Source organism: Sinorhizobium sp. B11 (assembly GCA_039725955.1).
In the GTDB taxonomy this organism is placed as follows: domain Bacteria; phylum Pseudomonadota; class Alphaproteobacteria; order Rhizobiales; family Rhizobiaceae; genus Rhizobium.
Genome location: CP091034.1, coordinates 444,796 through 470,695 on the forward strand (window position 1 = coordinate 444,796; position 25,900 = coordinate 470,695).

At 59.6% G+C, this 25,900-nt stretch carries 22 protein-coding genes and 1 tRNA gene; 16 read left to right on the forward strand and 7 right to left on the reverse strand.

The features are described 5' to 3' along the window. Window positions 1–64: 64 nt before the first annotated feature. The gene (locus LVY75_11970) at window positions 65–568 is read left to right on the forward strand and encodes a hypothetical protein (protein XAZ23945.1); all 504 of its coding nucleotides are present in this window, start codon (window positions 65–67) and stop codon (window positions 566–568) included. Between the two features lie 41 nt (window positions 569–609). Here LVY75_11970 and LVY75_11975 read toward each other — a convergent pair whose 3' ends face one another. Continuing rightward, complete coding sequence (locus LVY75_11975) at window positions 610–1,647, reverse strand: class I SAM-dependent methyltransferase (GenBank protein XAZ25701.1); 1,038 nt, start codon at window positions 1,645–1,647, stop codon at window positions 610–612. Window positions 1,648–1,906: 259 nt separating this feature from the next. Here LVY75_11975 and LVY75_11980 point away from each other — a divergent pair, with 259 nt between their 5' ends. The 3 genes from LVY75_11980 (at window position 1,907) to LVY75_11990 (ending at window position 7,354) form a co-directional block, all read left to right on the forward strand. Further along, entirely contained in the window at window positions 1,907–3,910 is a 2,004-nt protein-coding gene (locus tag LVY75_11980; protein XAZ25702.1) for an EAL domain-containing protein, read from the forward strand. A gap of 695 nt (window positions 3,911–4,605) precedes the next feature. Continuing rightward, the gene (locus LVY75_11985) at window positions 4,606–5,772 is read left to right on the forward strand and encodes an HlyD family secretion protein (protein ID XAZ23946.1); all 1,167 of its coding nucleotides are present in this window, start codon (window positions 4,606–4,608) and stop codon (window positions 5,770–5,772) included. A gap of 19 nt (window positions 5,773–5,791) precedes the next feature. Next, a complete protein-coding gene (locus LVY75_11990; protein ID XAZ23947.1) occupies window positions 5,792–7,354 on the forward strand; it encodes a DHA2 family efflux MFS transporter permease subunit in 1,563 nt (520 codons plus the stop codon). Window positions 7,355–7,589: 235 nt separating this feature from the next. Here LVY75_11990 and LVY75_11995 read toward each other — a convergent pair. Together LVY75_11995 and LVY75_12000 are read right to left on the reverse strand one after the other, a co-directional pair. Beyond that, window positions 7,590–7,665 (reverse strand) — tRNA-Thr (locus LVY75_11995). Between the two features lie 144 nt (window positions 7,666–7,809). Continuing rightward, window positions 7,810–8,769, reverse strand: coding sequence for a nitronate monooxygenase family protein (locus tag LVY75_12000; protein XAZ23948.1), 960 nt, complete (start codon window positions 8,767–8,769; stop codon window positions 7,810–7,812). Window positions 8,770–9,048: 279 nt separating this feature from the next. Here LVY75_12000 and LVY75_12005 point away from each other — a divergent pair, with 279 nt between their 5' ends. Further along, window positions 9,049–10,257: a regulator gene (locus tag LVY75_12005; protein ID XAZ23949.1), complete on the forward strand. Its 1,209-nt coding sequence runs from the start codon at window positions 9,049–9,051 to the stop codon at window positions 10,255–10,257. Between the two features lie 47 nt (window positions 10,258–10,304). On the opposite strand, the gene ppk2 is transcribed toward LVY75_12005, so the two are convergent. After that, window positions 10,305–11,186: a polyphosphate kinase 2 gene (ppk2, locus tag LVY75_12010; GenBank protein XAZ25703.1), complete on the reverse strand. Its 882-nt coding sequence runs from the start codon at window positions 11,184–11,186 to the stop codon at window positions 10,305–10,307. 245 nt (window positions 11,187–11,431) lie between these two features. On the opposite strand from ppk2, the gene phoR reads away from it, so the two are divergent. From phoR to phoB, 7 genes are all read left to right on the forward strand, one after another. Then, window positions 11,432–12,655, forward strand: a complete 1,224-nt coding sequence (gene phoR / locus LVY75_12015) for a phosphate regulon sensor histidine kinase PhoR (GenBank protein ID XAZ25704.1) — start codon at window positions 11,432–11,434, stop codon at window positions 12,653–12,655. Window positions 12,656–12,853: 198 nt separating this feature from the next. Further along, complete coding sequence (locus LVY75_12020; protein XAZ23950.1) at window positions 12,854–13,888, forward strand: substrate-binding domain-containing protein; 1,035 nt, start codon at window positions 12,854–12,856, stop codon at window positions 13,886–13,888. 168 nt (window positions 13,889–14,056) lie between these two features. Then, window positions 14,057–15,538, forward strand: coding sequence for a phosphate ABC transporter permease subunit PstC (gene pstC, locus LVY75_12025; protein ID XAZ23951.1), 1,482 nt, complete (start codon window positions 14,057–14,059; stop codon window positions 15,536–15,538). Beyond that, window positions 15,535–16,857, forward strand: coding sequence for a phosphate ABC transporter permease PstA (gene pstA, locus LVY75_12030; GenBank protein ID XAZ23952.1), 1,323 nt, complete (start codon window positions 15,535–15,537; stop codon window positions 16,855–16,857). Before pstC ends, pstA begins: the two co-directional genes overlap by 4 nt. Before the next feature lie 14 nt (window positions 16,858–16,871). Then, entirely contained in the window at window positions 16,872–17,687 is an 816-nt protein-coding gene (pstB, locus tag LVY75_12035) for a phosphate ABC transporter ATP-binding protein PstB (protein XAZ23953.1), read from the forward strand. 44 nt (window positions 17,688–17,731) lie between these two features. Then, window positions 17,732–18,445, forward strand: a complete 714-nt coding sequence (gene phoU, locus LVY75_12040; GenBank protein ID XAZ23954.1) for a phosphate signaling complex protein PhoU — start codon at window positions 17,732–17,734, stop codon at window positions 18,443–18,445. 129 nt (window positions 18,446–18,574) lie between these two features. Then, entirely contained in the window at window positions 18,575–19,258 is a 684-nt protein-coding gene (gene phoB, locus LVY75_12045) for a phosphate regulon transcriptional regulator PhoB (GenBank protein ID XAZ23955.1), read from the forward strand. 133 nt (window positions 19,259–19,391) lie between these two features. Here the strand turns inward: phoB and LVY75_12050 are convergent, their stop codons facing one another. Continuing rightward, window positions 19,392–20,180: a pyrroline-5-carboxylate reductase gene (locus LVY75_12050; protein XAZ23956.1), complete on the reverse strand. Its 789-nt coding sequence runs from the start codon at window positions 20,178–20,180 to the stop codon at window positions 19,392–19,394. Window positions 20,181–20,478: 298 nt separating this feature from the next. Then, entirely contained in the window at window positions 20,479–21,009 is a 531-nt protein-coding gene (locus tag LVY75_12055; protein ID XAZ23957.1) for a GcrA family cell cycle regulator, read from the reverse strand. A 425-nt stretch (window positions 21,010–21,434) separates the two neighbouring features. Here LVY75_12055 and LVY75_12060 point away from each other — a divergent pair, with 425 nt between their 5' ends. From LVY75_12060 to LVY75_12075, 4 genes are all read left to right on the forward strand, one after another. After that, window positions 21,435–22,634 carry an aspartate aminotransferase family protein gene (locus tag LVY75_12060; GenBank protein XAZ23958.1) on the forward strand — a complete coding sequence of 400 codons (1,200 nt, stop codon included), beginning with the start codon at window positions 21,435–21,437 and terminating at the stop codon, window positions 22,632–22,634. Window positions 22,635–22,679: 45 nt separating this feature from the next. Continuing rightward, window positions 22,680–23,597, forward strand: coding sequence for an ornithine carbamoyltransferase (argF, locus tag LVY75_12065; GenBank protein ID XAZ23959.1), 918 nt, complete (start codon window positions 22,680–22,682; stop codon window positions 23,595–23,597). 91 nt (window positions 23,598–23,688) lie between these two features. After that, window positions 23,689–24,684 (forward strand): Hsp33 family molecular chaperone, encoded by a 996-nt coding sequence (locus LVY75_12070; GenBank protein XAZ23960.1) that lies wholly within the window; start codon window positions 23,689–23,691, stop codon window positions 24,682–24,684. Window positions 24,685–24,810: 126 nt separating this feature from the next. Then, window positions 24,811–25,401: a hypothetical protein gene (locus LVY75_12075; protein XAZ23961.1), complete on the forward strand. Its 591-nt coding sequence runs from the start codon at window positions 24,811–24,813 to the stop codon at window positions 25,399–25,401. Between the two features lie 60 nt (window positions 25,402–25,461). Here the strand turns inward: LVY75_12075 and apaG are convergent, their stop codons facing one another. Continuing rightward, entirely contained in the window at window positions 25,462–25,854 is a 393-nt protein-coding gene (apaG, locus tag LVY75_12080) for a Co2+/Mg2+ efflux protein ApaG (GenBank protein ID XAZ23962.1), read from the reverse strand. Between the last annotated feature and the right edge of the window lie 46 nt (window positions 25,855–25,900).

The window sequence follows — 25,900 nt, forward strand, 5'->3', positions numbered from 1 at the left end:
CAGCAGAACGGAACTATTTCTCGCCTTGACTGTTGTCGGCTGAGGAAAACTTCCGGGTGTTCCCATGCGTCCTCTTCTATACGCAGCATTTCTCTCGCTCACAGGCCTTGCCGCCGGCGCAAACGCGTCCGAGGCGGATTTCCTCAATTCGCTCGAGGGTAACTGGAGTGGAAGCGGCATGGTCCTGACCAGGATCGGCGGCATGAAGGTCAACGTGTCCTGCAATCTGAAATCCGACGCCAGCGCCACGACAGTGGCCATGAACGGCAACTGCCGCGGTCTCGCCGTCGTCACAAGAAGCTTCTCGGCAAATGTAAAGGCTGTCGGTCAACGTTATACCGGCAACTATACGGGCCCATCGGGCCAGCCCTCCAGGCTTGTCGGCAGCAGGAAAGGCGATGCTCTCAACTTCAATGTCACCTGGGCGCGCGTCACCAACGGCGATCGGAGCGCAAACATGATGATTGAGAAGGTGGGCCAGAACGGGCTTCGCCTGCAGACCGTTGATCGCGACCTTGCCTCGGGCCGATCGGTGGTGACAAGCAGGATCGATCTGCAGCGGCGGTGAGCATGCCCGGATTTTGTGATGCGCCCGCCAGTCGGAACCTATCACTGCTTCCTGATGGTGGCGTAGATGATGTTGCGGTTGGCACCGAACCAGACTGTCTTGTCAGTGTCTCCCGGCGCACTGCGATGGGAAATACGCCACATGTCGGCTTCGGAGCGCTGGAGAAGCTCCCAGTTCATGTAGGATTCCATGTAGCCGTCATCGGCCATCTCGTCGGAAAAGTTGGCAAATAGGAAGACGCCGCCGGGCTTCAGCATTTCCATGCAGATCTGCGTGAGCCGGATTGCCACTTTGTCCGTGAGATAATCGTATAATCCTGCCGCGTAGATCAGATCGAACGTGCCGATCCGGTGCTTTCGTGCAAGCAAGCCGCGCACGGATCCATTGATGGGCTCGACGGACGTTCCATGGAATTGGCTCGAGACGGAGTCGATGCTTTCCGGATCCTGATCAAGGGCTACCCAGCGTTTCAGGCGGCCTTCCGCAAGGGCCTTCGATGCCTCCGCTTCCCGCAGGTGACCGGCAGCGATGGCCAGCACCTCGGTATCCGGACCTGTTCGCGCAGCGGTCTCGTCGACATAGAGGGTCAGGATGTCGCGGCGTTCCCTGACGGCGACCGGGCCGGGGGCATTTATCGTGTAGTCGAAGATATCGAGGCCCAGACGGGTGGATCTGGCCACTTCTTCGGCCACTGCCGGATGCCCATAAATGAAGTCTATGAGACTGGCATCGCCGGAATAGCCGCGAGGTTTGTCAAAGGACCAACGGGTGAACGGGCATTGCTGGAGGATCTTTGCCGAGGGATGGGCCTGAATGATCGGGATGAGCTTCTGCCACACGGCAGCGCCGAACTTATGACGGACCTCATGGAGCTGGCCGATCAACCACCTGACGGCATCAGGCAGGTTCCTGCCCGCGGAGAACCGTTGCATGGCAATGTTGATGACGATCGCAAACTCTGCCTCCGCAGTTCGCAGATGGTCTGTCTCGTTATCTCGGTTCGGTGAGGGAAGCGTATTGCTGAAGGACTGCGGCGTAATCAAGCTTTGGCCATCAAGAGAAAAGAGCGGCTGGGCCACGGAAACCTCACTGGTAAACAAGGATTTAAAACATTGGGTAAAATCCTCATCATTTACACGGAGGTCAAGCGTTAAGGTTGGACTGCGGGGCAAATGCACGTCTGGCTTTAGAAAATATTAGTGAAACCGAGCGATAGCCCGCCCGCTTCGGGACCGTTTGGGCATTATCGGTTGATGTGGAGTCTGCCTACGGCTATCCAGCGTCACTTGGCAGTCTGCGAAGGGCAACTGCTGCAAGATGTTGGGTGGCAGGGGCATGATGCACGTGTTAGCCGAGACCGCAGCTGCTACCGTGCGGCCGACGCTGTCGCCAGAACAGTTGCGTTGCCTATACAAGCAGAATAGCGAGAGCAGCCGAAAGAACGCGACGCGCAAAGGCCTCTGGACGGCGGTCGCTGCCTACCTTGCATATTCCTTCACGGATTATCTTTTTATCGGCGATGTCGTCCAGTACACGGTCGCCGGCCGGCTCGTGGTCGGCATCGCTGCACTATGCGTGCTGGAATTCCTGCTCTATCGCAAGGCAAAAGCCGATACGGTCGACATGGCTGCGGCGTTGTCGGTGCTCGCAGCCTATCTCGTCTGGCTTCTCACTGGCCAGATGACTGCGGTCAGGGATGCGTTCTCCTATTATATGGTGTTTGGCGCGATCTTCATGATGAGCGTCAATCTGTTCTTCAGTTTCCGGTTTCCGGTTGCTCTTGCCGCCTCCGCATCGAACGTGCTCATATTCACTGGCGCCCTCTATCTGTTCGCGCCGATGTTGCTGCTGCACAAGCTCATTCTCGGCGCGTTCTGTTTTTCCTGCTTTGTTTTCACGTCCTACGTGAATCTTCAGCTCAATAGGGAACGCTACAAAGTCTTCCTGAATGCTCTTGAAGCCAGTTTGCAGCAAGCTGCCGCGGACGAAAGAGGCAAGGCTCTCTTGCATCTCTCGAACACGGACTCGCTGACCGGCCTCGAAAATCGGCGGGCCGTCGATCAACGTCTGCGTGATCATTGGCAACACTGGCAGGACGACAGCGCGCCCTTTGCCGTCCTCCTGATCGATGTGGATTATTTCAAACGCTATAACGACTGCTACGGCCATCAGGAAGGTGACCGCTGTCTCATCGCTGTCTCCGAGCTTCTTCGAAGCGTGGCCGAGTCCTGGGGCTCGATCATCGGGCGATACGGCGGTGAGGAATTCATCGTCATCACACCGATGCCGAATCCAGAACGAATGGTCGAGCTTGCAGAAGCGATGTGTGCTGCCGTTAGGGCCTTGGCCTGGCCACACGAACACAGGCGGGACGGGACCACTGTCATCACGGTGAGCGTCGGCGTGTCCTATACGCGGGAAGAGAGCAAGCAGGTCGAGAAGGTCATTCACGAAGCGGATCGCGCGCTTTACGCCGCCAAGGCTGCGGGCCGCAATACCCTGGTGGTCTTCGATCCGGAAGATCCCGAGAGCAGCGATGACAGCGAGGATATAGCTGCGACCCTGAAGATCGCGCTCGATCATGGCCTTGTCTCTCTCGTGTACCAGCCGATCCGCAACGTCCAGACGGGCAAGACGGACGCTGTCGAAGCCTTGATGCGTTTGAGCATGCTGGATGGAACGTCCGTACCGCCTGTCAAATTCATCCCGGTCGCCGAAAGAACGGGTTCAATCGTCGAACTCGGCCGGTGGGCAATCCGCACTGTTTGCCGGGACTTGCTGGCGGCCGACCTCGTGCAGGTCGCGAGCGTCAACGTTTCCCCGATCGAACTCAAGACGCCGGGTTTCGCCACCTATGTGGCGGCAACGCTGGCAGAATTCGGTGTGACGGGTGCCCGGCTTGCTTTCGAGATTACCGAGGGCGTGGAGTTGGAAATCGACCAGGACGTCGTTCGTTGCATCAGCGACCTGAGAAAGCTCGGCGCTCAGGTCTGGCTTGACGATTTCGGCACAGGCTTCGCAGGTCTCTCGTGGCTCCGTCTCATAGAGTTCGACACCGTCAAGATCGATCGATCGTTCCTCCATGACTGCAATACGGAAAGAGGCAAGAGGATGTTGCTCGACATCATCAGCCTGCTGCGCAATCGCGGCGTGCAGATCCTGATTGAAGGCGTCGAGACCATCGAACATCAGCGGCTGATGCAGCAGTACGGGATCAACCAGATTCAAGGCTATTTCATAGGAAGGCCGGCGCCGGCAGCCCAGCTCGAAGCTGATAACGTGCTGCAGTTCAGCATGATCAGGAACCTTGACTCAAAACGCCTGTTCCGGAATGGGCCATAGGTTCAGCCCGCTTAAGGACCTCCACGGACGACGGCTGCCGTGCCGGGCCGGCCCACATTGCCTTCGGTGCGGCGAGCCGCCGATAGAGTGAACGTCGCCCTGCGTCGAACTGCATCGCATTTGTTATGAACAGCCGTCGTCGCGCATTCTGCCTCTGATCGGTCGCAGCGGAACGACCATGACTGGCAGCGCAATCACCTGCACACTGTCGAGCACGAGTCAGGGATCGCAAGTTTCCCGGTCCGATACGGGTGTCGGGGACGGCCGCGTCTCATCGCCTCGAACGGCTGCGCTGCCGGTAAGATTATGGCCGTCAGGGGGCGCGAAACTCGAAATGTCAGCGTGTGCCGCGATACCAGAGTGTAGCTCATGCGGCGAGTAGCAAATCTCCCGACGATCTCGGTCAAGGGGGGCGGCCCGCCGCTTACGGTAAGCGGGCATCCAAACAGCCAGATCAACGACGTGCTGCAGTGGGTCTACGTCGCAAGCCCGAATTCAAATCCGTGACCAGAAAGCACGACATAGCCTACACCAACGTATGGTTATGAAACACACACTAACGGGATAATTTTCATCCATCGCATCACTGCCTTCCCCGGTCGGGTCGGCCGGCTGGCTGAACCTAACTTTGCTGGAATCGCTAAATCCCGGTGCAGCCCAAACCGCCAGTTGGCGCTTCAGGGGCAGGAGCCCCCATGACCATGAATGTCACCAATCATCCTGCGAACACAAACCTGAAAACTTCAGATGAGAGCGATCAAGCGGAGACAGGGACACCTGTTCCGCCGACGCGAAAGCCGAAATGGCGAATGCTGGTGCTGGGTACGATAGGGATGGTGGCGCTTGGTGCAGCGGCCTATGGCGGCTGGAAATACTGGACGGTGTGGCAATTCGAACAATCGACGGACGATGCATATGTGCAGGCCGACGTGGTCGCGATAGCGCCACAGGTGGCGGGCTATATCCAGACGCTTCTTGTCAATGACAATCAGCCGGTCAAAGCCGGTGACATTCTCGCTACGATTGATCCGCGCGACTTTCAGGCGGCGGTCGATCAGGCCAAGGCGGATGTCGCCGAGGCCGAAGCGGCCATCGTCAGTATTGCCGCCCAACTCAGCGAACAAAAGGCCCTGATCGATGAAGCGCAAGCGACGATCAATACCGATCAGGCATCGGAAGTGTTCGCTGAACAGAACAACCAGCGCTTCATGACCCTGTCAAAAACGGGTTCGGCAACAGTGGAAGAGGCCCAACAGGCATCGTCGCAGGCCGATTCGGCGAAGGCCGTCGTAGTCAAGGACAAGGCTGCACTGGTCGCCGCGCAGAAGCAGATCGCTACGCTCGATGCTCAAGAGTCCGAAGCAAAAGCGACTCTTGGTCACAATCGTGCCGCGCTGGCTCAGGCCGAACTCAATCTCGGATACACGGTGCTGCGAGCACCCGTCGACGGAGTAGTCGGCGCGCGGGCAGTCCGGGTTGGCCTCTACGCCCAGCCTGGTCAACTGTTGCTGGCCGTAGTGCCGCTCCAGGCGGCCTATGTCGTCGCCAATTACAAGGAGACTCAGCTCGCCAACGTCAAGCCAGGCCAATCGGTCAGGATCGACGTGGATACATTTTCAGGTATCACCGTGCGCGGCATCGTCAACAGCCTAGCGCCGGCAAGCGGTCAGGAGTTCGCCTTGCTGCCGCCCGACAACGCGACCGGCAACTTTACCAAGATCGTCCAGCGTGTTCCGGTCAAGATCACCATCGACAAGTCGGATCCACTTGCCGGTCGCCTGCTTCCGGGGATGTCGGTAACGACCACAATCAAGGTTGGACCGGCCGTTGATGGCAACCCTCCCGGGAACACAGGCAAGTAATCCTTGGGAGGTTACGGCGATGGCGGGCATGGAAACATCCGGCGTTGAGCGCGAGGCGGGCGCCAGCGTACGCACTTGGATCGCGGTTGGCGGCTGTATGGTGGGGGCACTGATTGCCGTCCTCGACATTCAGATCACCAATTCCTCGCTACCACAGATCGAAGGCGGTATCGGTACCGGTTCCGACAACGGCACCTGGATCTCGACCGCCTATCTGATCGGCGAAATCATCATGATCCCGCTGACGGACTATCTCAGCCGCGTCTTCACCTTCCGCCGCGCCTTGCTCGGCAATCTCGGCCTGTTCCTGTTGTTTTCCATCTGCTGCGCCTTTGCCACGAACCTATCGGAAATGATCATGTTCCGTGGATTGCAGGGCCTCACGGGCGGGGTGATGATTCCGATGGCCTTCACTCGCGTGTTGACGACGATCCCGCTGCGCCAGCAGCCGACGGGGTTAGCGGCTTTCGCGCTGACTGCGACCTTCGGACCAGCAATCGGGCCGACCATCGGCGGCTACCTGACCGAAAACTACGGATGGCAGTATATTTTCTTCATCAATCTTATCCCCGGGGCGTTGATGTTTGGCTTGCTCTATCCGACGCTGGAACGATCCAAGATGAACCTCGCATTGCTCCGCGACGGCGATTGGCTCGGCATCGCATTCATGGCGGTTGGCTTGGCGTCGCTGCAAACAGTGCTCGATGAAGGCAACAAGGACGACTGGTTCGGGTCACCCTACATAGTGCACTTGGCCATCCTGGCAGCCATTGCACTGACGATTTTCATCATTATCGAGTTGGTCGTCGAGAAACCTGCTGTCCAATTACGTCTGCTCGCGCACCGAAATTTTGGATTGGGTACGCTCGCCAATATCCTCGTTGGCTTTGCTCTCTATGGCTCGGTGTACGTGCTGCCTGCGTACCTGAACGGCGTTCAAGGCTACAATGCCGAGCAAACCGGCTTGGTGCTGGCCTGGGCCGGCCTGCCCCAGCTTCTGATCATCCCCTTCGTACCTTTGCTGCAAAAACACTTCGATCGGCGTGCCATCGTCTCTGTCGGTTTGGCTATCTTCGCAGCAAGCTGCTTTCTGAACACGCATTTGAGCTTCGACGACGGTGGTCCCCAGTTCATGATTACCAACATCGTGCGTGCAATTGGTCAGGCCGTGGTGATCGCGCCGTTGATCGGTATCGCAACTGTTGGGATCCCCAGAGAGCAATCAGGAGCGGCATCCGGGCTGTTCAACATGATGCGAAGCCTCGGTGGCGCAGTGGGAACGGCCACACTGGCAACGATCATCACCAAACGTGAACAATTCCATTCCAACATCATCGGCCAGTCGGTCACGCCCTATGGAAGCAACGTCGGGCAGTTTCTGACGAACATGCAGCAGTATTTTATGGCGCATGGCGCCGGTGATGTCGGTCATGCGCATCATGAGGCCGAGATCTTGCTCGGCACGCTCGTCCAGCAACAATCCTTCGTCATGGCGTTTTCCGACACATTCTATGTACTCGGAGTGCTCCTGTCGCTCGCAGTCGTCGTGGTCCTTTTGACACGAGGGCCTTCGCCGACTTAGGCTGTTTCGGCGGGGTGCCAAGGCGCTATATGGCCAACGAACGTCTGACCATCGGCGTCCGGATTGGGGCCAAGCAGAAAGTACACTCCCGCCTTTGTGATTTCGGGCCGTGATGGAAGACCTGCGAGCTTGGAGCGCGGTACACCTAGGCGCTACACGCGCGGCAACTTGAGCGCGTCGTCGGCAGGTAGTATCTGAAGACGTCGAGAATTTATGCCTACAATCAAGAGGCTAATGGTGCCGCTTACGTGACTCGAACACGTGACCCCATCATTACGAATGATGTGCTCTACCGACTGAGCTAAAGCGGCAATCCGGCGGGCGAAGCTTGTCGCCCGCGATTTGCATGGGGCTGATACAGGCATTGTCTGAAGATTTCAAGCACCCTCTTATGCCCCATGGCAAAAAAGCTGAAGCCTGTGGAAAGGCCCCCTTTCAATGGAAAGGCCCGCACTTCACAGCGCCAGCCGCGTGCGGGCGGCCCGATATTCCACTTCCAGCCGGTCTACCAGCTTGGCGACCGGCTCCACGGCCTTGATCGCGCCGATGCCCTGGCCGCTGCCCCAGATGTCCTTCCAGGCCTTTGCGCCGCCGGTCGCCTGTTCGAAATCCATCTTCGAGGGGTCGGCATCAGGCAGGTTGTCGGGGTCGAGGCCGGCGGCGCGGATGGAGGGTTTCAGGTAGTTGCCGTGTACGCCGGTGAAATAGTTCGAGTAGACGATATCGGCGGCGGCGCCCTCGACGATCGCCTGCTTGTAGGCATCGGAGGCGCGCGCCTCCTCCGTCGCGATGAAGGGGGTGCCGATATAGGCCATGTCGGCGCCCATGGCCTCTGCGGCCAGAATGGCGCCGCCGGTTGCAATCGAGCCGGCAAGCAGAAGCGGGCCGTCGAACCATGCGCGGATTTCCTGCACCAGCGCGAAGGGCGAAAGCGTGCCCGCATGTCCGCCGGCACCCGCGGCAACGGCGATCAGCCCGTCCGCGCCCTTGCGGATCGCGGAATTGGCATGGCGGTTGTTGATGATGTCGTGCAGCACGATGCCGCCATAGGAATGCACCGCCGCATTCACTTCCGGCACGGCGCCCAGCGAGGAAATGACGATTGGCACCTTGTATTTCACGCAGAGCATCAGATCGTGCTCCAGCCGCTTGTTCGACATATGGACGATCTGGTTGACCGCGAAGGGGGCTGCCGGCCGCTCCGGATGCCTGGCATTATAATCGGCAAGATCTTCAGTGATAATGGCCAGCCACTCGTCGAGCTGGCTTTCCGGCCGCGCGTTCAAGGCCGGAAAGGCGCCGATCACGCCGGCCTTGCATTGCGCCAGCGTCAGCGCCGGATGGGAAATGATGAAAAGCGGAGAGCCGATGACCGGCAGTCGCAGATTATCTCTGAGTATCGCGGGCAGGGCCATGCTTTCACCGATTTTGACGTTTACGAAAACGTCAATTGATTATCAGAGCCGGTGCCTGAGGAAAAGGGCAAGAGAGGGAACGCGTGCTCTTTTCCGTAATCCCGTCTAGTTTCAGAATATCTAATGGAGATTTGAAGCACAGCGCGGCGTCGCTTATCCCCCGCCGATGCGCTCCGGTAAGGTTGCAAGGCTTGCGGTTTGCCGCACTTGCCGCTACCGAATTTTGACAGGCATGTGATCTTTGAGCTCGATGCCGGCAGGAAACGTGAAGGGCCTGATGTGAGCGGACTAGAAACGGCTATCAGAACTGCGTTGGATAATTCAGACCGCGACAGTGCGGAAGTTCGTGCACGCATCTATCAGTCCGCGCGTCAGGCGCTGGAAGCCGGCCTGCGCAAGCAGGATATCACCGATGCCGATGTGGTCGCCCATCATCGCCACCGTCTCGAAACGACGATCCACACCATCGAGAGCGAAGAGCGCGCCCGCCTTCACCCGCGGCAGGGGCCTCCGGAGGTTCCGGTTCCCCCTGTCGTAGAAATGCCCGAGCCCGTCCATCACGCGGCAGAGCCCGCTTACCCTGCGCAGGAAGATCACGATCCGGTCGTCGCCGGTGAAACGCGCGGCCACCATGCCGCCTCCCGGACCTCGGATGATGCGAGCCTGGATGACGTTCACGCGAGCAGCGTTGATCAGCTGGGGGCGGCACCCCACGGAGAGATGCGCGGCGAAATGCGCGCAGCGCCGGAAAAGCGCGGCGGCATGGATTTTCGCCCCGAGCGGGCAGCTGTCCGCCGCAAGCCGCGCAAGTTCTTCTCGCGTCTGCTCGTCTGGTGCGTGCTGCTCGCTTTCATCGGCACCGGTGCCTGGTGGGCCTATAGTTCCGGCCTGCTGCTGACGGCGGCCGAGCGTGACACGAGCGTCGCCAATCCGCCCGCGAGCACCCAGCCGGAAGATTTCGATGGCGAGGATAGTGCCGCCAACAGCCCCCCCTCGCATGACGACCAGCCTGTGACGATCGACCCGCAAAACAGCTTCTCGGCAGACTGGATCGAGGTCTTCAAGCCCTCCGATGCTGACAAGATCGAGAGCGGTGCGCGTGCCCGCACGGAAAATGTCACCGAAACGGAAGGTCAGGCCGTTCGCCTGACGTCCCAGAGCGGCAATACGGATGGCAACGTCTCCATCACCATCCCGGCCAATGTCCTGCAGCAGCTCGCCGGCAAATCCTCGACCATCGCGCTGACCTTGCAGTCCACCACGGACGAGCCCACGCAGATCACCGTCGAATGCGATTTCCAGTCACTCGGCAATTGCGCCCGCCACCGCTTCAACGTCACGCGTGAAAAATCGGACGCGCTGCTTCAGGTGCGCTTCGACCGTTCGCTGGCCCCGAATTCCGCGGGCCGGCTGATGATCAACAGTGATGTCGATGGCAAGGCTCGCGGCATCAATCTCTTCGCCGTACGGATTCTGCCCGGCCAATAAGCGGCAGGGTTTGCCAGAGCGCCGTGCGTCCGAGGCTGTAGCGACCTCTATTTCAGGAAGCCTCGGCCGGAGCCGATGATCATGTCGTCGATTGTGCCGATAGCGTTCTTGTCCTTGCCGTCATAGTCGATGGTTTTCAGCATGTGGCGCAGGAGGTTGAGCCGTGCCCGACGTTTGTCGTTGGCGTGGATCACGGTCCAGGGCGCAAATTCGGTGTGGGTTTCCTTCAGCATGCGGTCGCGCTTCTCACTGTAGTCGTCCCATTTGGTCAGGGCGGCTATATCCATCGAGGAAAGCTTCCAGACGGCGAGCGGATCGTGGCGCCGGTCATGGAACCGCTTGATCTGCATTTCCCGGCCGATATCCAGATAGAACTTGAAGAAGAAGATGCCTTCATGGGCAATGACCTTCTCCACCTGCGGCGCCTGGTTGAGAAAGTCCTCGTATTGTTTCGGCGTGCAGAAGCCCATGACCGGCTCCACGCCGGCACGGTTGTACCACGAGCGGTCGAAGAGCACGAATTCGCCAGAGGTCGGAAACTGCGCGATATAGCGCTGGAAGTACCATTGGCCCTGTTCCCGCTCCGTGGGCTTGGCGAGCGCCACGACGCGGGCAAGGCGCGGGTTCATGTGAGCCGAGGACGCCTGGATCGCGCCGCCCTTGCCGGCCGCATCACGTCCTTCGAAGAGCGCCATCACCCGTTTGCCGGTCGCCTGTAGCCAGAACTGCACTTTCACGAGCTCGACCTGCAGCTTCCTCAGCTCCTCGAAATATTCGTCTTCCTTGAGCTTCTTCTTGTAGGGATAGTCGCCGGATTCCAGCGCATGCTCGTCCACCCAGTCGGGCAGCACGGGATCATCGATATCGAAGACGCGTTTCTTGCCCCTGATCTCCAGCTCCACGGCTCTGCTTTCGACGTCTTCGGCCATCATCTCCTCCGGCGCTTGATGCTTTCGCCTTTCGGCAGGCGAACATATTTATCGTTGAAAATCAAATCCGATGCGTGAGCAGAGCATAATCCGGTGCTGAGTGCTGCGGCTTTTCGTACAAGTTTCGGAAACGGAAAACTTCTGTCATGAAACGCGGCTATCAGGCAGAGTTTGAATGTGAAGAAAAACGAATCGATGCCGTGAGGGGCCGTTTGGAAGACCAAATGCCGTGGACAAAAAGCCTGTTGGCGCGCATCCGGCGCGAACGTCCGGTTTTGCTGGCGACGCTGATGAGCGCGCTTGTCGCGCTTGCTGCGGGCATGAACAAATGGATCGTACTCGCCCTGCTGCTGGTCATGATCGTCACCTCGCTCTTCAACGAGGCCCCGGTCATCAGGCCCGATGTCGTCGAACCGGTCGAACCCGAGCCTGAAGTGCTTCCGAGCCGCCTGCCTGAAGTCTCCGCTACGCTCGCCGGCCTCGATATCCCGGTCATGGTGCTCTCGGAAGATGCCTCGGTGCTGTTCCAGAACCGGGCGGCCGAAAAAGCCTTCGGCGAGGCGACGCTCGGCTCCCATATATCGGCACGGTTGCGTTCGCCTGGCGTGCTGGACATGGTGCGCGAGACCATCGCCACCAACGCCCCGAACCAGATCGAGCATTCCGAGCGGCTGCCTTCGGAGCGCGTCTATATCGTTCGCAGCGCTCCTGTCGAATTCAAGGATGATGACGGCCGCAACGAGCGCTTTTATATCCTTTCCTTCCGCGATATTTCCGAGGTTCGCCGCATCGATCGCATGCGCTCGGATTTCGTCGCCAATGCCAGCCACGAGCTGCGCACGCCGCTTGCCTCGCTGCGCGGCTTCATCGAAACCATCCAGGGTCCGGCAAAGAACGATCAGAAGGCGCAGGCTCGCTTCCTCGGCATCATGTTCGATCAGACGACACGCATGAGCAGGCTTGTCGACGATCTCCTGTCCCTCTCCAGGCTTGAACTCAAATCGCACATCGCCCCCGACGAGAAGGTGGATCTCGTGCCGCTTCTCGGCCACGTCAGGGACTCGCTTCTGCCGCTTGCAAGGGATGTCGGCGTCTCGATCAACCTGCATCTGCCCGAGGGCAAGGTCGAGGTGCTGGGCGATCGCGACGAGCTCGTTCAGGTCTTTGAAAACCTGATGGAAAACGCCTGTAAATACGGCCAGGAGGGCGAGATCGTCGATGTCTGGCTGAAGAACGGGTCGGGCCAGCCCGTCGAGGTCAGCGTTGTCGACAAGGGGCCTGGCATTCCCGCCGAACACGTGCCGCGCCTGACGGAGCGCTTCTATCGCGTCAGCATTGAAGACAGCCGTTCGAAGAAGGGCACCGGCCTCGGGCTTGCCATCGTCAAGCATATTCTGACGCGCCATCGTGCACGGCTGATCGTTAAATCCGAGGTGGGCAAGGGAACCGAGTTCACGGTGCGCTTCTGACGCAATATGTCGCACACTATTTTGAAGTGTCATATTTTTGATTTAATAATCAATGACTTAATCTGTCATAAATGTTTCACCGATTTGACATAAAAGGACGGTGCTTAAGGCGCTAAGAGAGTCCTGCCGATGAAAAAAGGCAATGCGAGGGCCTCTTTGAGGCCGCACTCACACAAGCCCAAATGCCGGGAGATTCAAATGAACACCTTTAAACTTACTGTTGCCGCGCTCGCTGCAACCGCCGCTTTCGCTGGCGTTGCTGTCGCCCGCGACCAGATCCAGGTTGCTGGTTCGTCCACCGTCCTGCCGTACGCAAAGATCGTTGCCGAGTCCTTTGGTGAAACCTTCACCAACTTCAAGACTCCGGTCGTCGAGTCCGGCGGTACGGGCGCTGGCCTGAAGGAATTCTGCAAGGGCGTTGGCGAAGACACGATCGACGTTGCCAATGCTTCGCGTCCGATCAACAAGAACGAAGCTGAAGCCTGCAAGGCTGCCGGCGTGACCGACATCCAGGAAGTCAAGATCGGTTATGACGGCATCGTCTTCGCAACCGACTCGTCCAACCCTGACGTTGCCTACGTTCCGCAGGACATCTACAAGGCTCTCGCAGCACAGGTCGTTGTTGACGGCAAGCTCGTTGCCAACCCCTACAAGAAGTGGTCCGAAGTCAACCCGAAGCTTCCGGCTGTTGATATCGCTGCCTACATCCCGGGCGAAAAGCACGGCACCCGCGAAGTCTTCGAACTGAACGTTCTCGCTGCTGGCTGCAAGGCTTCCGGCGCTCAGGACGTCATCGCCAAGGAAATCACCGACAAGGCTGCCCAGGCCAAGGCATGCGTCGCAGTTCGCAAGGACGGCGCTGCTGTTGACATCGACGGCGACTATCCGGAAACGCTGGCACGCATCGCTGCCAACAAGACCGGCGTTGGTGTATTCGGCCTCTCCTTCTACGAAAACAATGCCGACAAGCTCAAGGTTGCTTCCATGAGCGGCATCGTTCCGTCCACGGAAACGATCGCTAACGGCACGTACCCGGTTTCCCGCCCGCTGTTCTTCTACGTCAAGAAGGCACATCTCGGCGCCGTTCCCGGCCTGAAGGAATATGTCAACTTCTTCGTATCCGACCAGATGATCGGCCCTGACAGCCCGCTCGTCGAATACGGCCTCGTTGCTGCTCCGGACGCAGAGCGCGACGCGATCCGCAAGGACGTAGAGGCTGGCAAGACCATGTAATGAACTTTGCCGGCGCGACGCTCGGGGGCGTCGCGCCGGCATCGCCTTATCCATCCGGCTCCAATGGGGCGCCGGACGGGTGAACTTCTTCTCCATGATAATGAAGCCGATGGCACGCTCCTGGAGCTGCCGGGCTCTTTGGGGGCTGTGGGCCTGGGGACGTAACGAATGAGCACATCCATCATACTCTTGTGCCTGGTGGTGATCGGCGCCGTTGCCTATGTGGCTGCGCGCAGCCGCGCTAGCGCACTTTCCGGAGGCAGATCTGCTGCCCTGCATTCGCGGCCGGCCTATTATGGCTCCTATGCCGCGATCTGGGCTGCTCTGCCGTCCCTGATCGTTCTGTGTGTCTGGCTGGCTGTCAGCCCGGGCATCATCTCTTCTTCTGTTCGCGGCGCCTTTCCTGACGACGTGAAGGCGCAGCCGGCCGTCCAGCAGGATCTCGCCTACAGCATGGTCGCCACCATTGCCCGCGGCATGAACCTGCTGACCTCGGATGAGGTTTCCTCCCTCTCGGGCAATCCCGCGGGCTTGCAGGCAAAGCTCAGTGAAAAGGGTGTGCCGCTCGCCGGCGAGCCGCAGCCTTACATGATCGATGCCGCAAAGACCCTGAACTCTGAGAGCATGACGAGCCGCACCATCATGACGGCGATCGTTCTGCTCATTTCCGTCGCAGGCGCCTTCTATGCGTTGCGCTCGGTTGCTCCGCGCTTCCGCGCCCGCAATCGTGTCGAGCGTGTCATGCTCTGGGCGCTGCTCGTTGCATCCTCCATCGCCATTCTGACGACGATCGGCATCGTTCTCTCGATGCTGTCAGAAGCGGCACGTTTCTTCTCCGTCGTTCCCTTCGTCGACTTCTTCTTCGGAACGGTCTGGGATCCGCGCTTTGCCGGTGCGGGCAGCTCCTCCTTCGGCCAGTTCGGACTCATCCCGCTCCTGCTCGGCACGCTCTATATCGGCTTGGTCGCCATGCTGGTCGCCGTGCCGGTTGGCCTCTTTGCCGCCATCTATATGGCCGAATACGCCTCTCCGAAGGTCCGCTCGATCGCCAAGCCACTTCTCGAAGTGCTCGCCGGCATTCCGACCATCGTTTACGGCTTCTTCGCGCTCGTCACCGTCGGGCCGTTCCTGCGTGATTTCTCGTCGCAGATCAGCGGTCTCCTGACCGGTAACTATACGAACTTCATCCAGGCGCAGAGCGTCATCACCGCCGGCATCGTCATGGGCATCATGCTGATCCCTTACGTTTCCTCGCTGTCGGATGACATCATCACCGCCGTTCCGCGTGCCCTGCGCGACGGTTCGCTCGGCCTCGGCGCCACGCGCTCCGAAACCATCAAGAAGGTCGTCCTGCCCGCAGCTCTTCCCGGTATCGTCGGCGCGCTGCTGATGACGGCTTCCCGCGCCATCGGCGAAACCATGATCGTGGTTCTGGCCGCCGGCGTCGCCGCCCGTATCCAGATCAATCCCTTCGAGCCGATGACGACCGTGACCGTCAAGATCGTCAACCAGTTGACCGGCGACCTTGAGTTCACCTCGCCGCAGACGCTGGTCGCCTTCGCACTTGGCATCACGCTGTTCTGCATCACGCTTTGCCTCAACATTTACGCGCTCTACATCGTGCGCAAATACCGGGAGCAGTACGAATGACGAATATTGTTTCCCCCGTCGCTGGCGTCACCGTTTCCAAGGCGCCCGCGCGTCGCGATATCGGCATCAAGCGCCGCTATGCCGCCGAGCGCCGGTTCCAGGCCTATGGCATCGCAGCCATAGCGTTCGGCCTCATCTTCCTCTTCATCCTGCTCTGGACGGTCATCAGCAACGGCTATACGGCCTTCCAGCAAACGTCGATCACGCTGCCGATCGAGTTCGCCGAGAAGACGCTCGACCCGGACAACAAGCGTGCAACCGACCCCTCGGTGCTGGTTGCTGCCAACTATCCGGTTCTGCTGCGCGACGCGATCGTCAAGCAGCTGGGCATCAATGCATCGAGCCGTCCTGACGTGCGCGACGCATCCGCCATGCTGTCAAAGGGCGCGCCGATCCAGTTGCGCGACATGGTCGTTGCCGACCCCTCGATCATCGGCAAGACCGTTAATGTCACGGTGCTTGCAGATGCCAATATCGACAGCGCCAACAAAGGCCAGATCAACCTTTCGGTCGATGAGAAGAACCGCAAGGTCAACGACAAGCAGGTTGCCTGGATGAACGAGCTGAAGGCGAGCGGTGCTCTCCACAAGACGTTCAACACCGGCCTCTTCGTCAACGGCAATTCCAGCCGTCCGGAGGCCGCTGGTCTCGGCGTCGCCCTCATCGGCTCGCTCTACCTGATGCTCATCGTGCTTGCCCTTTCGCTGCCGATCGGCGTCGCAGCCTCGATCTACCTCGAGGAATTCGCGCCGAAGAACAGGCTGACGGATCTGATCGAGGTCAACATCAACAACCTCGCCGCCGTTCCGTCGATCGTCTACGGTCTGCTCGGCTTGTCGGTCTTCATCAACTTCGCAGGCCTGCCGCGTTCGGCGTCGCTGGTCGGCGGCCTGGTGCTGACCTTGATGACACTGCCGACGATCATCATCGCGACGCGTGCGGCACTGCGCGCCGTACCGCCGTCGATCCGCTCGGCAGCCCTCGGCCTCGGCGCCTCGAAGATGCAGATGGTGTTCCACCATGTGCTGCCGCTTGCAATGCCCGGCATCCTGACTGGCACGATCATCGGTCTTGCCCACGCACTCGGCGAAACTGCGCCGCTGCTCCTGATCGGCATGGTCGCCTTCGTCGCCCAGGCGCCGGCCACTCCGCTCGATCCCTCCACGGCACTTCCGGTTCAGGTCTACATGTGGGCCAACGAAGCCGAGCGCGCATTCGTGGAAAGAACCTCGGGTGCCATCATCGTCCTGCTCCTGTTCCTGATCGTCATGAACATCGGAGCTATCCTCTTGCGTCGTCGCTTTGAGCGCCGCTGGTAAACGGAGTAAAGATCATGAACATGTTGACGGAAGCCGCAGTCGAGAAGGCGCTGGACCAGAAAATGAGCAACGTCCCGTATAAGATGATCGGTCAGGATGTCTCCGTTTATTACGGCGAGAAGCGTGCGCTTTTCGATGTCAATCTGAACATCCGCGAAAACACCGTGACCGCGCTGATCGGCCCCTCGGGCTGCGGCAAGTCCACCTTCCTGCGTTCGCTGAACCGCATGAACGACACGATCGACGGCTGCCGCGTCACCGGCAAGATCACGCTCGACACGGATGATATCTACGATCCCGATATCGACGTCGTCGAACTGCGTGCCCGCGTCGGCATGGTATTCCAGAAGCCGAACCCGTTCCCGAAGACGATCTATGAAAACGTCTCCTACGGCCCGCGCATTCACGGTCTGGCAAAGTCCAAGGCCGACCTCGACCAGATCGTCGAGACCAGCCTGCAGCGCGCCGGCCTCTGGAACGAGGTCAAGGACCGCGTGCATGAATCCGGCACCGGCCTCTCCGGTGGTCAGCAGCAGCGTCTGTGCATCGCACGCGCTGTCGCCGTCAGCCCGGAAGTCATCCTGATGGACGAACCCTGCTCAGCGCTCGACCCGATCGCGACTGCAAAGGTCGAGGAGCTGATCCACGAGCTGCGTGAAAACTACACCATCGTCATTGTGACGCATTCCATGCAGCAGGCCGCCCGCGTATCACAGCGTACGGCCATGTTCCACCTCGGCAACCTGGTCGAGGAAAACGATACTGACAAGATGTTCACCAATCCGGACGATCCGCGCACCCAGGACTATATCATGGGCCGGTTTGGCTGATTTTGGCGATGTGAAGCCTTCCCGATTTTCGAGGACAAAGCCCCATGGCATCGACACATATTTTTTCCGCCTATGACGACGATCTGAAGTTCCTGTCCCGGCGCATTTCCGAGATGGGTGGTCTTGCCGAACAGATGGGCGCCGACGCAGTTCGCGCGCTGGTCAACGGTGACACCGCACTCGCTCAGAAGGTCATTTCCGACGACGTGATCCTCGATCACGCTGAACGCGAAATCAACGACAAGGCGATCGTCACGATCGCCCGCCGCCAGCCGATGGCCTCCGACCTTCGCGAGATCATGGGTTCGATCCGCATTGCCGCCGACCTCGAGCGCGTCGGCGATCTCGGCAAGAACACGGCAAAGCGCGTCATTGCGGTGCAGAGCACCGGCGTTCCGCGCAAGCTCGCCCGCGGTCTCGAGCATCTCTCCGAACTGGCTCTGGTCCAGCTCAAGGAAGTGCTCGACGTCTACACCAATCGCTCGGCCGACAAGGCCAAGTCCATCCGCGAGCGCGACGACGAGATCGACGCGATGTACACCTCGCTGTTCCGCGAACTCCTCACCTACATGATGGAAGATCCGCGCAACATCACGAGCTGCACGCATCTTCTCTTCTGCGCCAAGAACATCGAGCGCATCGGCGACCACGCGACCAACATCGCCGAGACGATCTACTACATGGCAACCGGCGCCCAGCCGGAGGGCGAGCGTCCGAAGGACGACAGCTCCAATACCGTTGGTGCGGTCACGGAGTAATCCGGACCTGCCGATTGCGTGCGCGCCCGTCGGGGGCGCGCAAGGGTCGCAGCCAATTCCGAGTTCTTGCATGGTCCCTTGCTTAAATCACCCCCGGTTTAAGGATCATGCATTAGGAGACTGACACGCATGATCCCAAGAGTTGCAGTTGTTGAAGATGAAGAGGCGCTGAGCGTGCTTCTCCGCTACAACCTCGAAGCCGAAGGTTTCGAGGTGGATACGATCCTTCGTGGCGACGAAGCCGAAATCCGGCTTCAGGAGCGCACGCCGGACCTGCTCATCCTTGACTGGATGCTGCCGGGCGTTTCCGGCATCGAGCTCTGCCGCCGGCTGCGAATGAGGCCGGAAACCGAGCGCCTGCCGATCATCATGCTGACGGCGCGCGGCGAAGAGAGCGAGCGCGTTCGAGGTCTTTCGACCGGCGCGGACGACTATGTCGTCAAGCCCTTCTCCACGCCGGAACTCGTCGCCCGCGTCAAGGCGATGCTCCGACGCGCCCGTCCCGAGGTGCTCTCCACCGTTCTTAAATGTGGTGATATCGAGCTCGATCGCGAAACGCACCGCGTCCATCGCAAGAGCCGCGAAGTCCGCCTTGGCCCGACCGAATTCCGCCTGCTGGAATTCCTGATGTCCTCGCCGGGCCGCGTCTTCTCCCGCTCGCAGCTTCTCGACGGCGTCTGGGGCCATGATATCTACGTGGACGAGCGCACCGTCGACGTCCATGTCGGCCGCCTGCGCAAGGCGCTGAATTTCTCCAACATGCAGGATGTCATCCGCACCGTGCGCGGCGCGGGATATTCCATGGAAGCTTAAGCTTAATCCGAGTGATCGGAGGTCCAGACGGGTCGCTCGCTTGCCGGGCGGCCCGTTTGTCTATCTGGCACCCCTAGCTCCTTATGAAAACCGACGCGAGGCGCCGAAAGCGAACCTCGAGAGGATCTGCTTTCTACAGACGGATGCGCACAAGAATTCGATCAAGAGCCTTTTGCAGAGCCGCAGTCCCGCCAAACGCGCGAAAGTCTTCGAGCACCTGTTCATTCAATCCGCCCTTGGTCGAATGCTCGCCGATGAGTTCATCGAAACTCGCGACAGGTTTCGAACGGGCGGCATGGGCGAGGCCGGAAAACAATTGACGGAGGTAGGCATCGCCAGCCGTTCCCGAGAGCCCCTTGCTCTGCAGCCAGGTCGACGTCGCGTCCAGGATGCCGAAATAGCTGGCCATCAGGCAGCTCGCTACGGCGAGAAGTTCGAACTCCTGCTTGTCTTCAACCTGGATCGCCGTTCCGAGCGCCGAAAAGAGGGTGTGGGAGACCTCGTCGGGCGGGTAGATCGCAGTCGCTCCCTGGAGATCGGCGACGAACGGAAGTGGAATTGCCAGGCTCAGGCGAACCGGCCGATCGATCCAGGCCAGCAGTTGATCCATTGGCGTAGCCGCGACAAAGCTGATGACATGGTGGCCCGGCCGAAATTGGAGCGAGCGGATGACCTCCTCGGCAATTTGCGGCCTCACTGCCAAAAATACGAGATCGGAGCGGTCGAGAACATCCTGGTTGCCCACAGCGATAGACACATTCCCGTTTGCCGCCGCGAGCCGAGAGGCGACGCCTGCGTTACGAGGTGACAGCGCGATGGGTGTGTCGCGAAACGCTGTCTTGCCCAATCCGGTGACGACAGCCTCGGTAATCGTGCCCGCCCCGACGAACCCCATTGTCATCCGCTTTGGATCGATCTCCATTGGCACCCCCAAGCGACTATGTGCGCCGTGCTACTCGACCAGAATACCGCATCTGTATCAGAAAATCGCGCTACAGCGCCATGACCATCGGTCTATGCCAGCCTTGGGGCTGAAACGCATCGATGGTCATGGCCAAATAAGTTCGCATTGTCAGGCAGGTGGATGCAGGCCGAGATCGGCCTTCCGCAGATCGCGGTCAGGAGCCGTTTTCCGCCGTTCCTGTGCCGGCTAAAAAATCACCCCTCCGCGCGAGGCGAGGAGGGGTGATGATACGTTGCATCTGTTGGAAGATCGCGGATCAGGCGACGCGGACGGCCTTGCGGCGTTCGCTCACCGGCTGATAGGCGAGACGCTGGTGGTAGTTGCAATAGGGCGATGAATCCGGGGAGTCGCAGCCGCAGAAGTAGAAATCGTCCTTCAGCGGATCGCCGACCGGCCACTTGCAGGTGCGCTCCGTCAGTTCCGTCAGGCCGAGGCGACGCGAAATAGGCACGACCACGTTTTTGGCCGGCACGTATTCCATTTCCTCGACCGTTTCGATCTCGATCTCTTCCTTCAGCATCGTTGCGCCCTGCTGGCGCGTCACGGTGCGGGTGGCGATGCGAGATGCATAGTTCGGGGCGCGGGGCGCAGAGGTGTTGCGCTTGGGCGCACGCGCCGTGGTTGCGGTGCCGCCGGCCTTGGCGCGGCCGGGAAGACTGAGCCGGTGAACCTTGCCGATAACAGCGTTTCTACTTACTCCGCCAAGTTGCGCAGCGATCTGGCTGGCACTCAGCCCCTCCGACCAAAGCTTCTTGAGCTTTTCGACACGCTCGTCTGTCCAGTTCATGCCCTGTCTCCACCTTTCGCGTTGGTGATGGCAGAATCCCTCACCGTTGCCTCGGAAGCCTCCGAAGCAAGAAACGCCTGATCAATTTTGGTGACTAGTTCCGCCGCATGCAGTCTAGTAATTGAACTTTAACCTAGTGTGAGCCTGACTCTGTGACAAGAGTCGCAGGAATCCGATGAATCCGAATTCGTAGTTTTCCCCAACTTGCTTCCCGAGAGAGTCATTTCTGCAACATTAGCTGTTGATAGACCTGTAATGCGGATTGCAGGCTTGACGCATGCGCTAAATCCTCAGTTTTGTTGACATTGCAGTGCGAAAAGTAAATAGTGCTTCAGGCCGCCGAAAGGCGGCATTTTTAATTTTTCGGACCTGGTTTTCTTAGCCGGAGTCCGTTGCCTCTGAGCCTGATTGAAGGAGATCGCGCCATGGCTGAAGCCTCGCCGCTTTATGACACCTATTCTCGTGCCCCGCTGCGGTTCGAGCGAGGTGAAGGCGTATGGCTGATCACCGAAACCGGCGAGCGATATCTGGATTTTGGCGCGGGCGTTGCCGTTACCTCTGTCGGACACGGCAATCCGCATGTCGTGGCCGCTCTCAAGGATCAGGCCGACAAGGTCTGGCACCTCTCCAACGTCTATGAGATCCCCGGCCAGGAGAAGCTTGCCAACCGCCTGACCGAGGCCACCTTCGCCGACAAGGTGTTCTTCACCAATTCCGGCGCCGAGGCGCTCGAATGCGCCATCAAGACAGCGCGCCGCTACCAGTTCTCCAAGGGTCATCCCGAGCGTTTCCATATCATCACCTTCGAAGGCGCCTTCCACGGTCGCACGCTGGCGACGATCGCTGCCGGCGGCCAGGAGAAATATCTCGAAGGTTTCGGCCCCAAGACCCCCGGTTTCGACCAGGTTCCTTTCGGCGATGTCGAGGCGGTACGTGCCGCGATTACCGACAAGACGGCCGGCATCCTTATCGAACCCGTGCAGGGTGAAGGTGGCGTGCGCCCGGTGACGCCTGAATTCATGAAGGCGCTCCGCCAGCTCTGCGATGAGCATGGCCTGCTCCTCATTCTCGATGAAGTTCAGACCGGCGTCGGCCGCACCGGCAAGCTCTTCGCCCATGAATGGTCGGGTGTCACGCCCGATATCATGGCTGTTGCCAAGGGCATCGGCGGCGGCTTCCCGCTCGGCGCCTGCCTTGCGACCGCAGAAGCAGCCTCGGGCATGAAGGCCGGCACGCATGGTTCGACCTATGGCGGCAATCCGCTGGCCATGGCCGTCGGCAACGCGGTCCTCGATGTCATCCTGGCCGAGGGCTTCCTGCAGCACGTGCGAGATGTGACCCTCGTCTTCCGTCAGGGCCTTGCCTCGCTCAAGGATCGTTATCCCGATGTGATCGAAGATATCAGGGGCGAAGGTCTACTGCTCGGCGTCAAGGCTGCCATCCCCTCGGCAGAACTGCTGAAGGAAATTCGCGCAGCACACCTTCTGGCGATCCCGGCGGGCGACAATGTCATCCGCCTGCTGCCGCCGCTGGTCGTAACCGCCGAGGAGGCGCGCGAGGGGCTTTCCCGTCTCGAACGCGCTGCCGAAAGCATCCGTGCCGCCAAGGTCAAGAAGACCGCTTGATAGGACATTGCCCCGCCCGCTGGCGGGCGTAGCAGGTAACGAACAATGGCTTCCCCCAAACACTTTCTCGATCTCTCCGCAGTCACCGCATCCGACCTCAGAACCATCATGGACGATGCCAAGGTGCGAAAGCAGGCATTCAAGGCCGGTTCCGCCGACAAGCCGCTCGCCGGCAAGATGCTGGCCATGATCTTCGAGAAACCGTCGACCCGCACCCGCGTCTCCTTCGACGTCGGCATGCGCCAGCTCGGCGGCGAGACGCTGTTCCTGTCGGGTACTGAAATGCAGCTCGGCCGCGCCGAGACCATCGGCGACACGGCCAAGGTCCTGTCGCGCTATGTCGATGCCATCATGATCCGCACGACCGAGCACAGCCGGATGCTGGAGCTTGCCGAGCATGCAACGGTGCCCGTCATCAACGCTCTGACCGATGACACCCATCCCTGCCAGATCATGGCCGATATCATGACCTTCGAAGAGCATCGCGGCCCGATCAAGGGCAAGACGATCGCCTGGACCGGCGACGGCAACAACGTGCTGCATTCCCTCGTGGAAGGGGCTGCCCGTTTCGGCTACCGCATGAACATGGCCGTACCCCTTGGTTCCGAGCCGAAGGATCACTATCTGAACTGGGCCCGCAATGAGGGCGCCGAAATCATGCTTTACCATGATGCTGACCGTGCGGTCGCCGGCGTCGATTGCGTGGTGACCGATACCTGGGTCTCCATGAATCAGGAACATCGGGCCCGTGGTCACAATGTCTTCCAGCCTTATCAGGTCAATGCGCATTTGATGGCGCAGGCCGGCAAAGATGCATTGTTCATGCATTGCCTTCCCGCCCACCGCGGCGAGGAGGTAACGGATGAGGTGATCGATGGCCCGCAGTCCGTGGTCTTCGATGAGGCGGAAAACCGTCTTCATGCGCAGAAGTCGATTCTTGCTTGGTGCCTGGGCGCGATCTGAACCATAATCGGATGTCGCGAGTCCAAAACTCGCGGCTGCGCAAGCAGCCGGTGCGCTAGCCGGCTGCTCTGACAAAACAGGAGTGAAAGCCATGGCAGAAGCTGCCGCCGCCCTCGGCGAGTTCGATTTCGCCGGCGATGATCATGTCGTCCCCTTCCAGGTGGAAGGGCTGGATGTGCGCGGTCGCGCCGTCCAGCTCGGCCCGATGCTGGATTCGATCCTCGAGCGCCATCACTATCCCATGCCCGTCGCCCGCCTTCTGGCGGAAGTGGTGGTGCTCACGGTGCTGCTCGGCACCTCGCTGAAGTTCGAGGGCAAATTCACGGTCCAGACCAAAAGCGACGGTCCCGTCGATCTACTGGTCGCCGATTTTTCGACGCCGGAGAATGTCCGGGCCTACGCCCGCTTCGATCAGGCCTTGCTCGACAAGGCGATTGCGGCAGGCGAAACGGAGCCGGAACAGCTGCTCGGCAAGGGCGTGCTCGCCTTCACCATCGACCAAGGCAAGTTCAGCCAGCCCTATCAGGGCATCGTCGCGCTTGACGGTACTTCGCTGGAAGACATTGCCGGTGTCTATTTCCGCCAGTCGGAACAGATCCCGACACGTGTGCGCCTTGCCGCTGCCGAACTCTTCGACCGCGACGAAAACGGTAAGCCGCGTCACCGCTGGCGGGCAGGGGGCCTCGTCGCCCAGTTCCTGCCGGAAGCGCCGGAGCGTATGCGCCAGCCCGATCTTCATGGCGGCGATGGCGACACGGCTACGCGCGCCCACGTTGAGGATGATGCCTGGACGGAGGCCCGCTCGCTCGTTGAAACGGTCGATGCCGATGAACTGACCGATCCGCAGGTCGGCACGGAACGCCTGCTCTTCCGCCTCTTCCACGAACGCGGCGTGCGTGTCTACGATCCGCGGGCGGTCTTCGATCGTTGCAGCTGTTCGCGCGAAAAGATCGGCGGCGTGCTGAAGGGATTCAGCGCGGAGGAAATCGAGGCGAGCCAGGAAAACGGCGAGATCGCGGTGACCTGCGAATTTTGCTCCACGACCTATCGCTTCCCGGTGCAGGAACTGACGCCTCAGCTTATCTAGTCTTCCTGACTGGAAGAGACGAGAAGCAATAAACAGGCGATGGTGCAGCACAGTGACTCGACTTTTGGTAGTCACTGTGTGCCTATGCGTTTCATTGGTTGGGCTATGAAAACGGGATGGGTGCCAATGAAGCTGTTGTGTTTGCTTCTCGCGCTGATAGCTGCGGTGCCGCAAACGAGCTTCGCCAGTGACGAGACAATGCTATGGAAAGAAGTCGGCGGCTGGACGGTGGCTGCCGACCTGACTTTGGGCAGCGCCTGCTTTGTTGCGACGGCCTTTGAGGATCGTACACTTTTCCGTCTTGGCTTCAATTTCCTCGATAAGGACCATCCCTTTTATATTCTGATGGTCAATGACAATTGGAAATCGTTGGAGGAAGGCAAGCAATACCCGATCGAACTCTATCTGGACCGCTCCAAATGGACTGTCGATGCAAGCGCTGTGGTCTTTAACGGTGAAAAGGGACTACGCATTGATTTTAAAGATACTAACTTGGTTAGCGAGTTTGCCGTCAAGTTGGGTTTTCGCGCCGATTTTAACGGCAAGCGAATAGTCGCCCTTAGTCTGAAAAACTCCGTCAAGGCTATTGATGAGATGATCGCCTGTCAGAAGGCCGTTGACGCTGTCCTGGCCAAACAGCCGAAACCGCCACAATCAAAGGATCCATTCGATGCAAAACCGGATGCTCAGACCGCCTCGGATCCGTTTGAACTTTAACAGAGATTGACGACTGAAAGCTCAAGATTGACGCATCGTCGCGAACAGCGAGGCTACGCTTTAGTTCAGCACCCTGAGCAGGCCGGGTGAATCGAGCGAGAAGGCGGGTATGTCGACATCGAACATCTCGCCTTCGTCCGTCTCCATCTGGTAGTGGCCAAACATCAGGCCGGATGGCGTATCCAGCGGGCAGCCGGAGGAATATTCATAGGTATCGCCCGGCTGCAACCGCGGCTGCTCGCCGACGACGCCGGGGCCGCTGACCTCGTCGATCTGCCCGTTCTGGTCGGTAATGTTCCAGTAGCGGTTGACGAGACGGACGGCGATATCGGAGTTGTTGCTGATCACCACACGATAACCCCAGACATAGCGATCGTCTTCCGGATCGGATTGCTCCTCCAGATAAAACGGCTCGACAACGACTTCGATATCTCGTGTGAGGGCGCGGTACATGCCTTACACCTTAGTCAGGATACGTTACCCGTATCTTATACGAGGC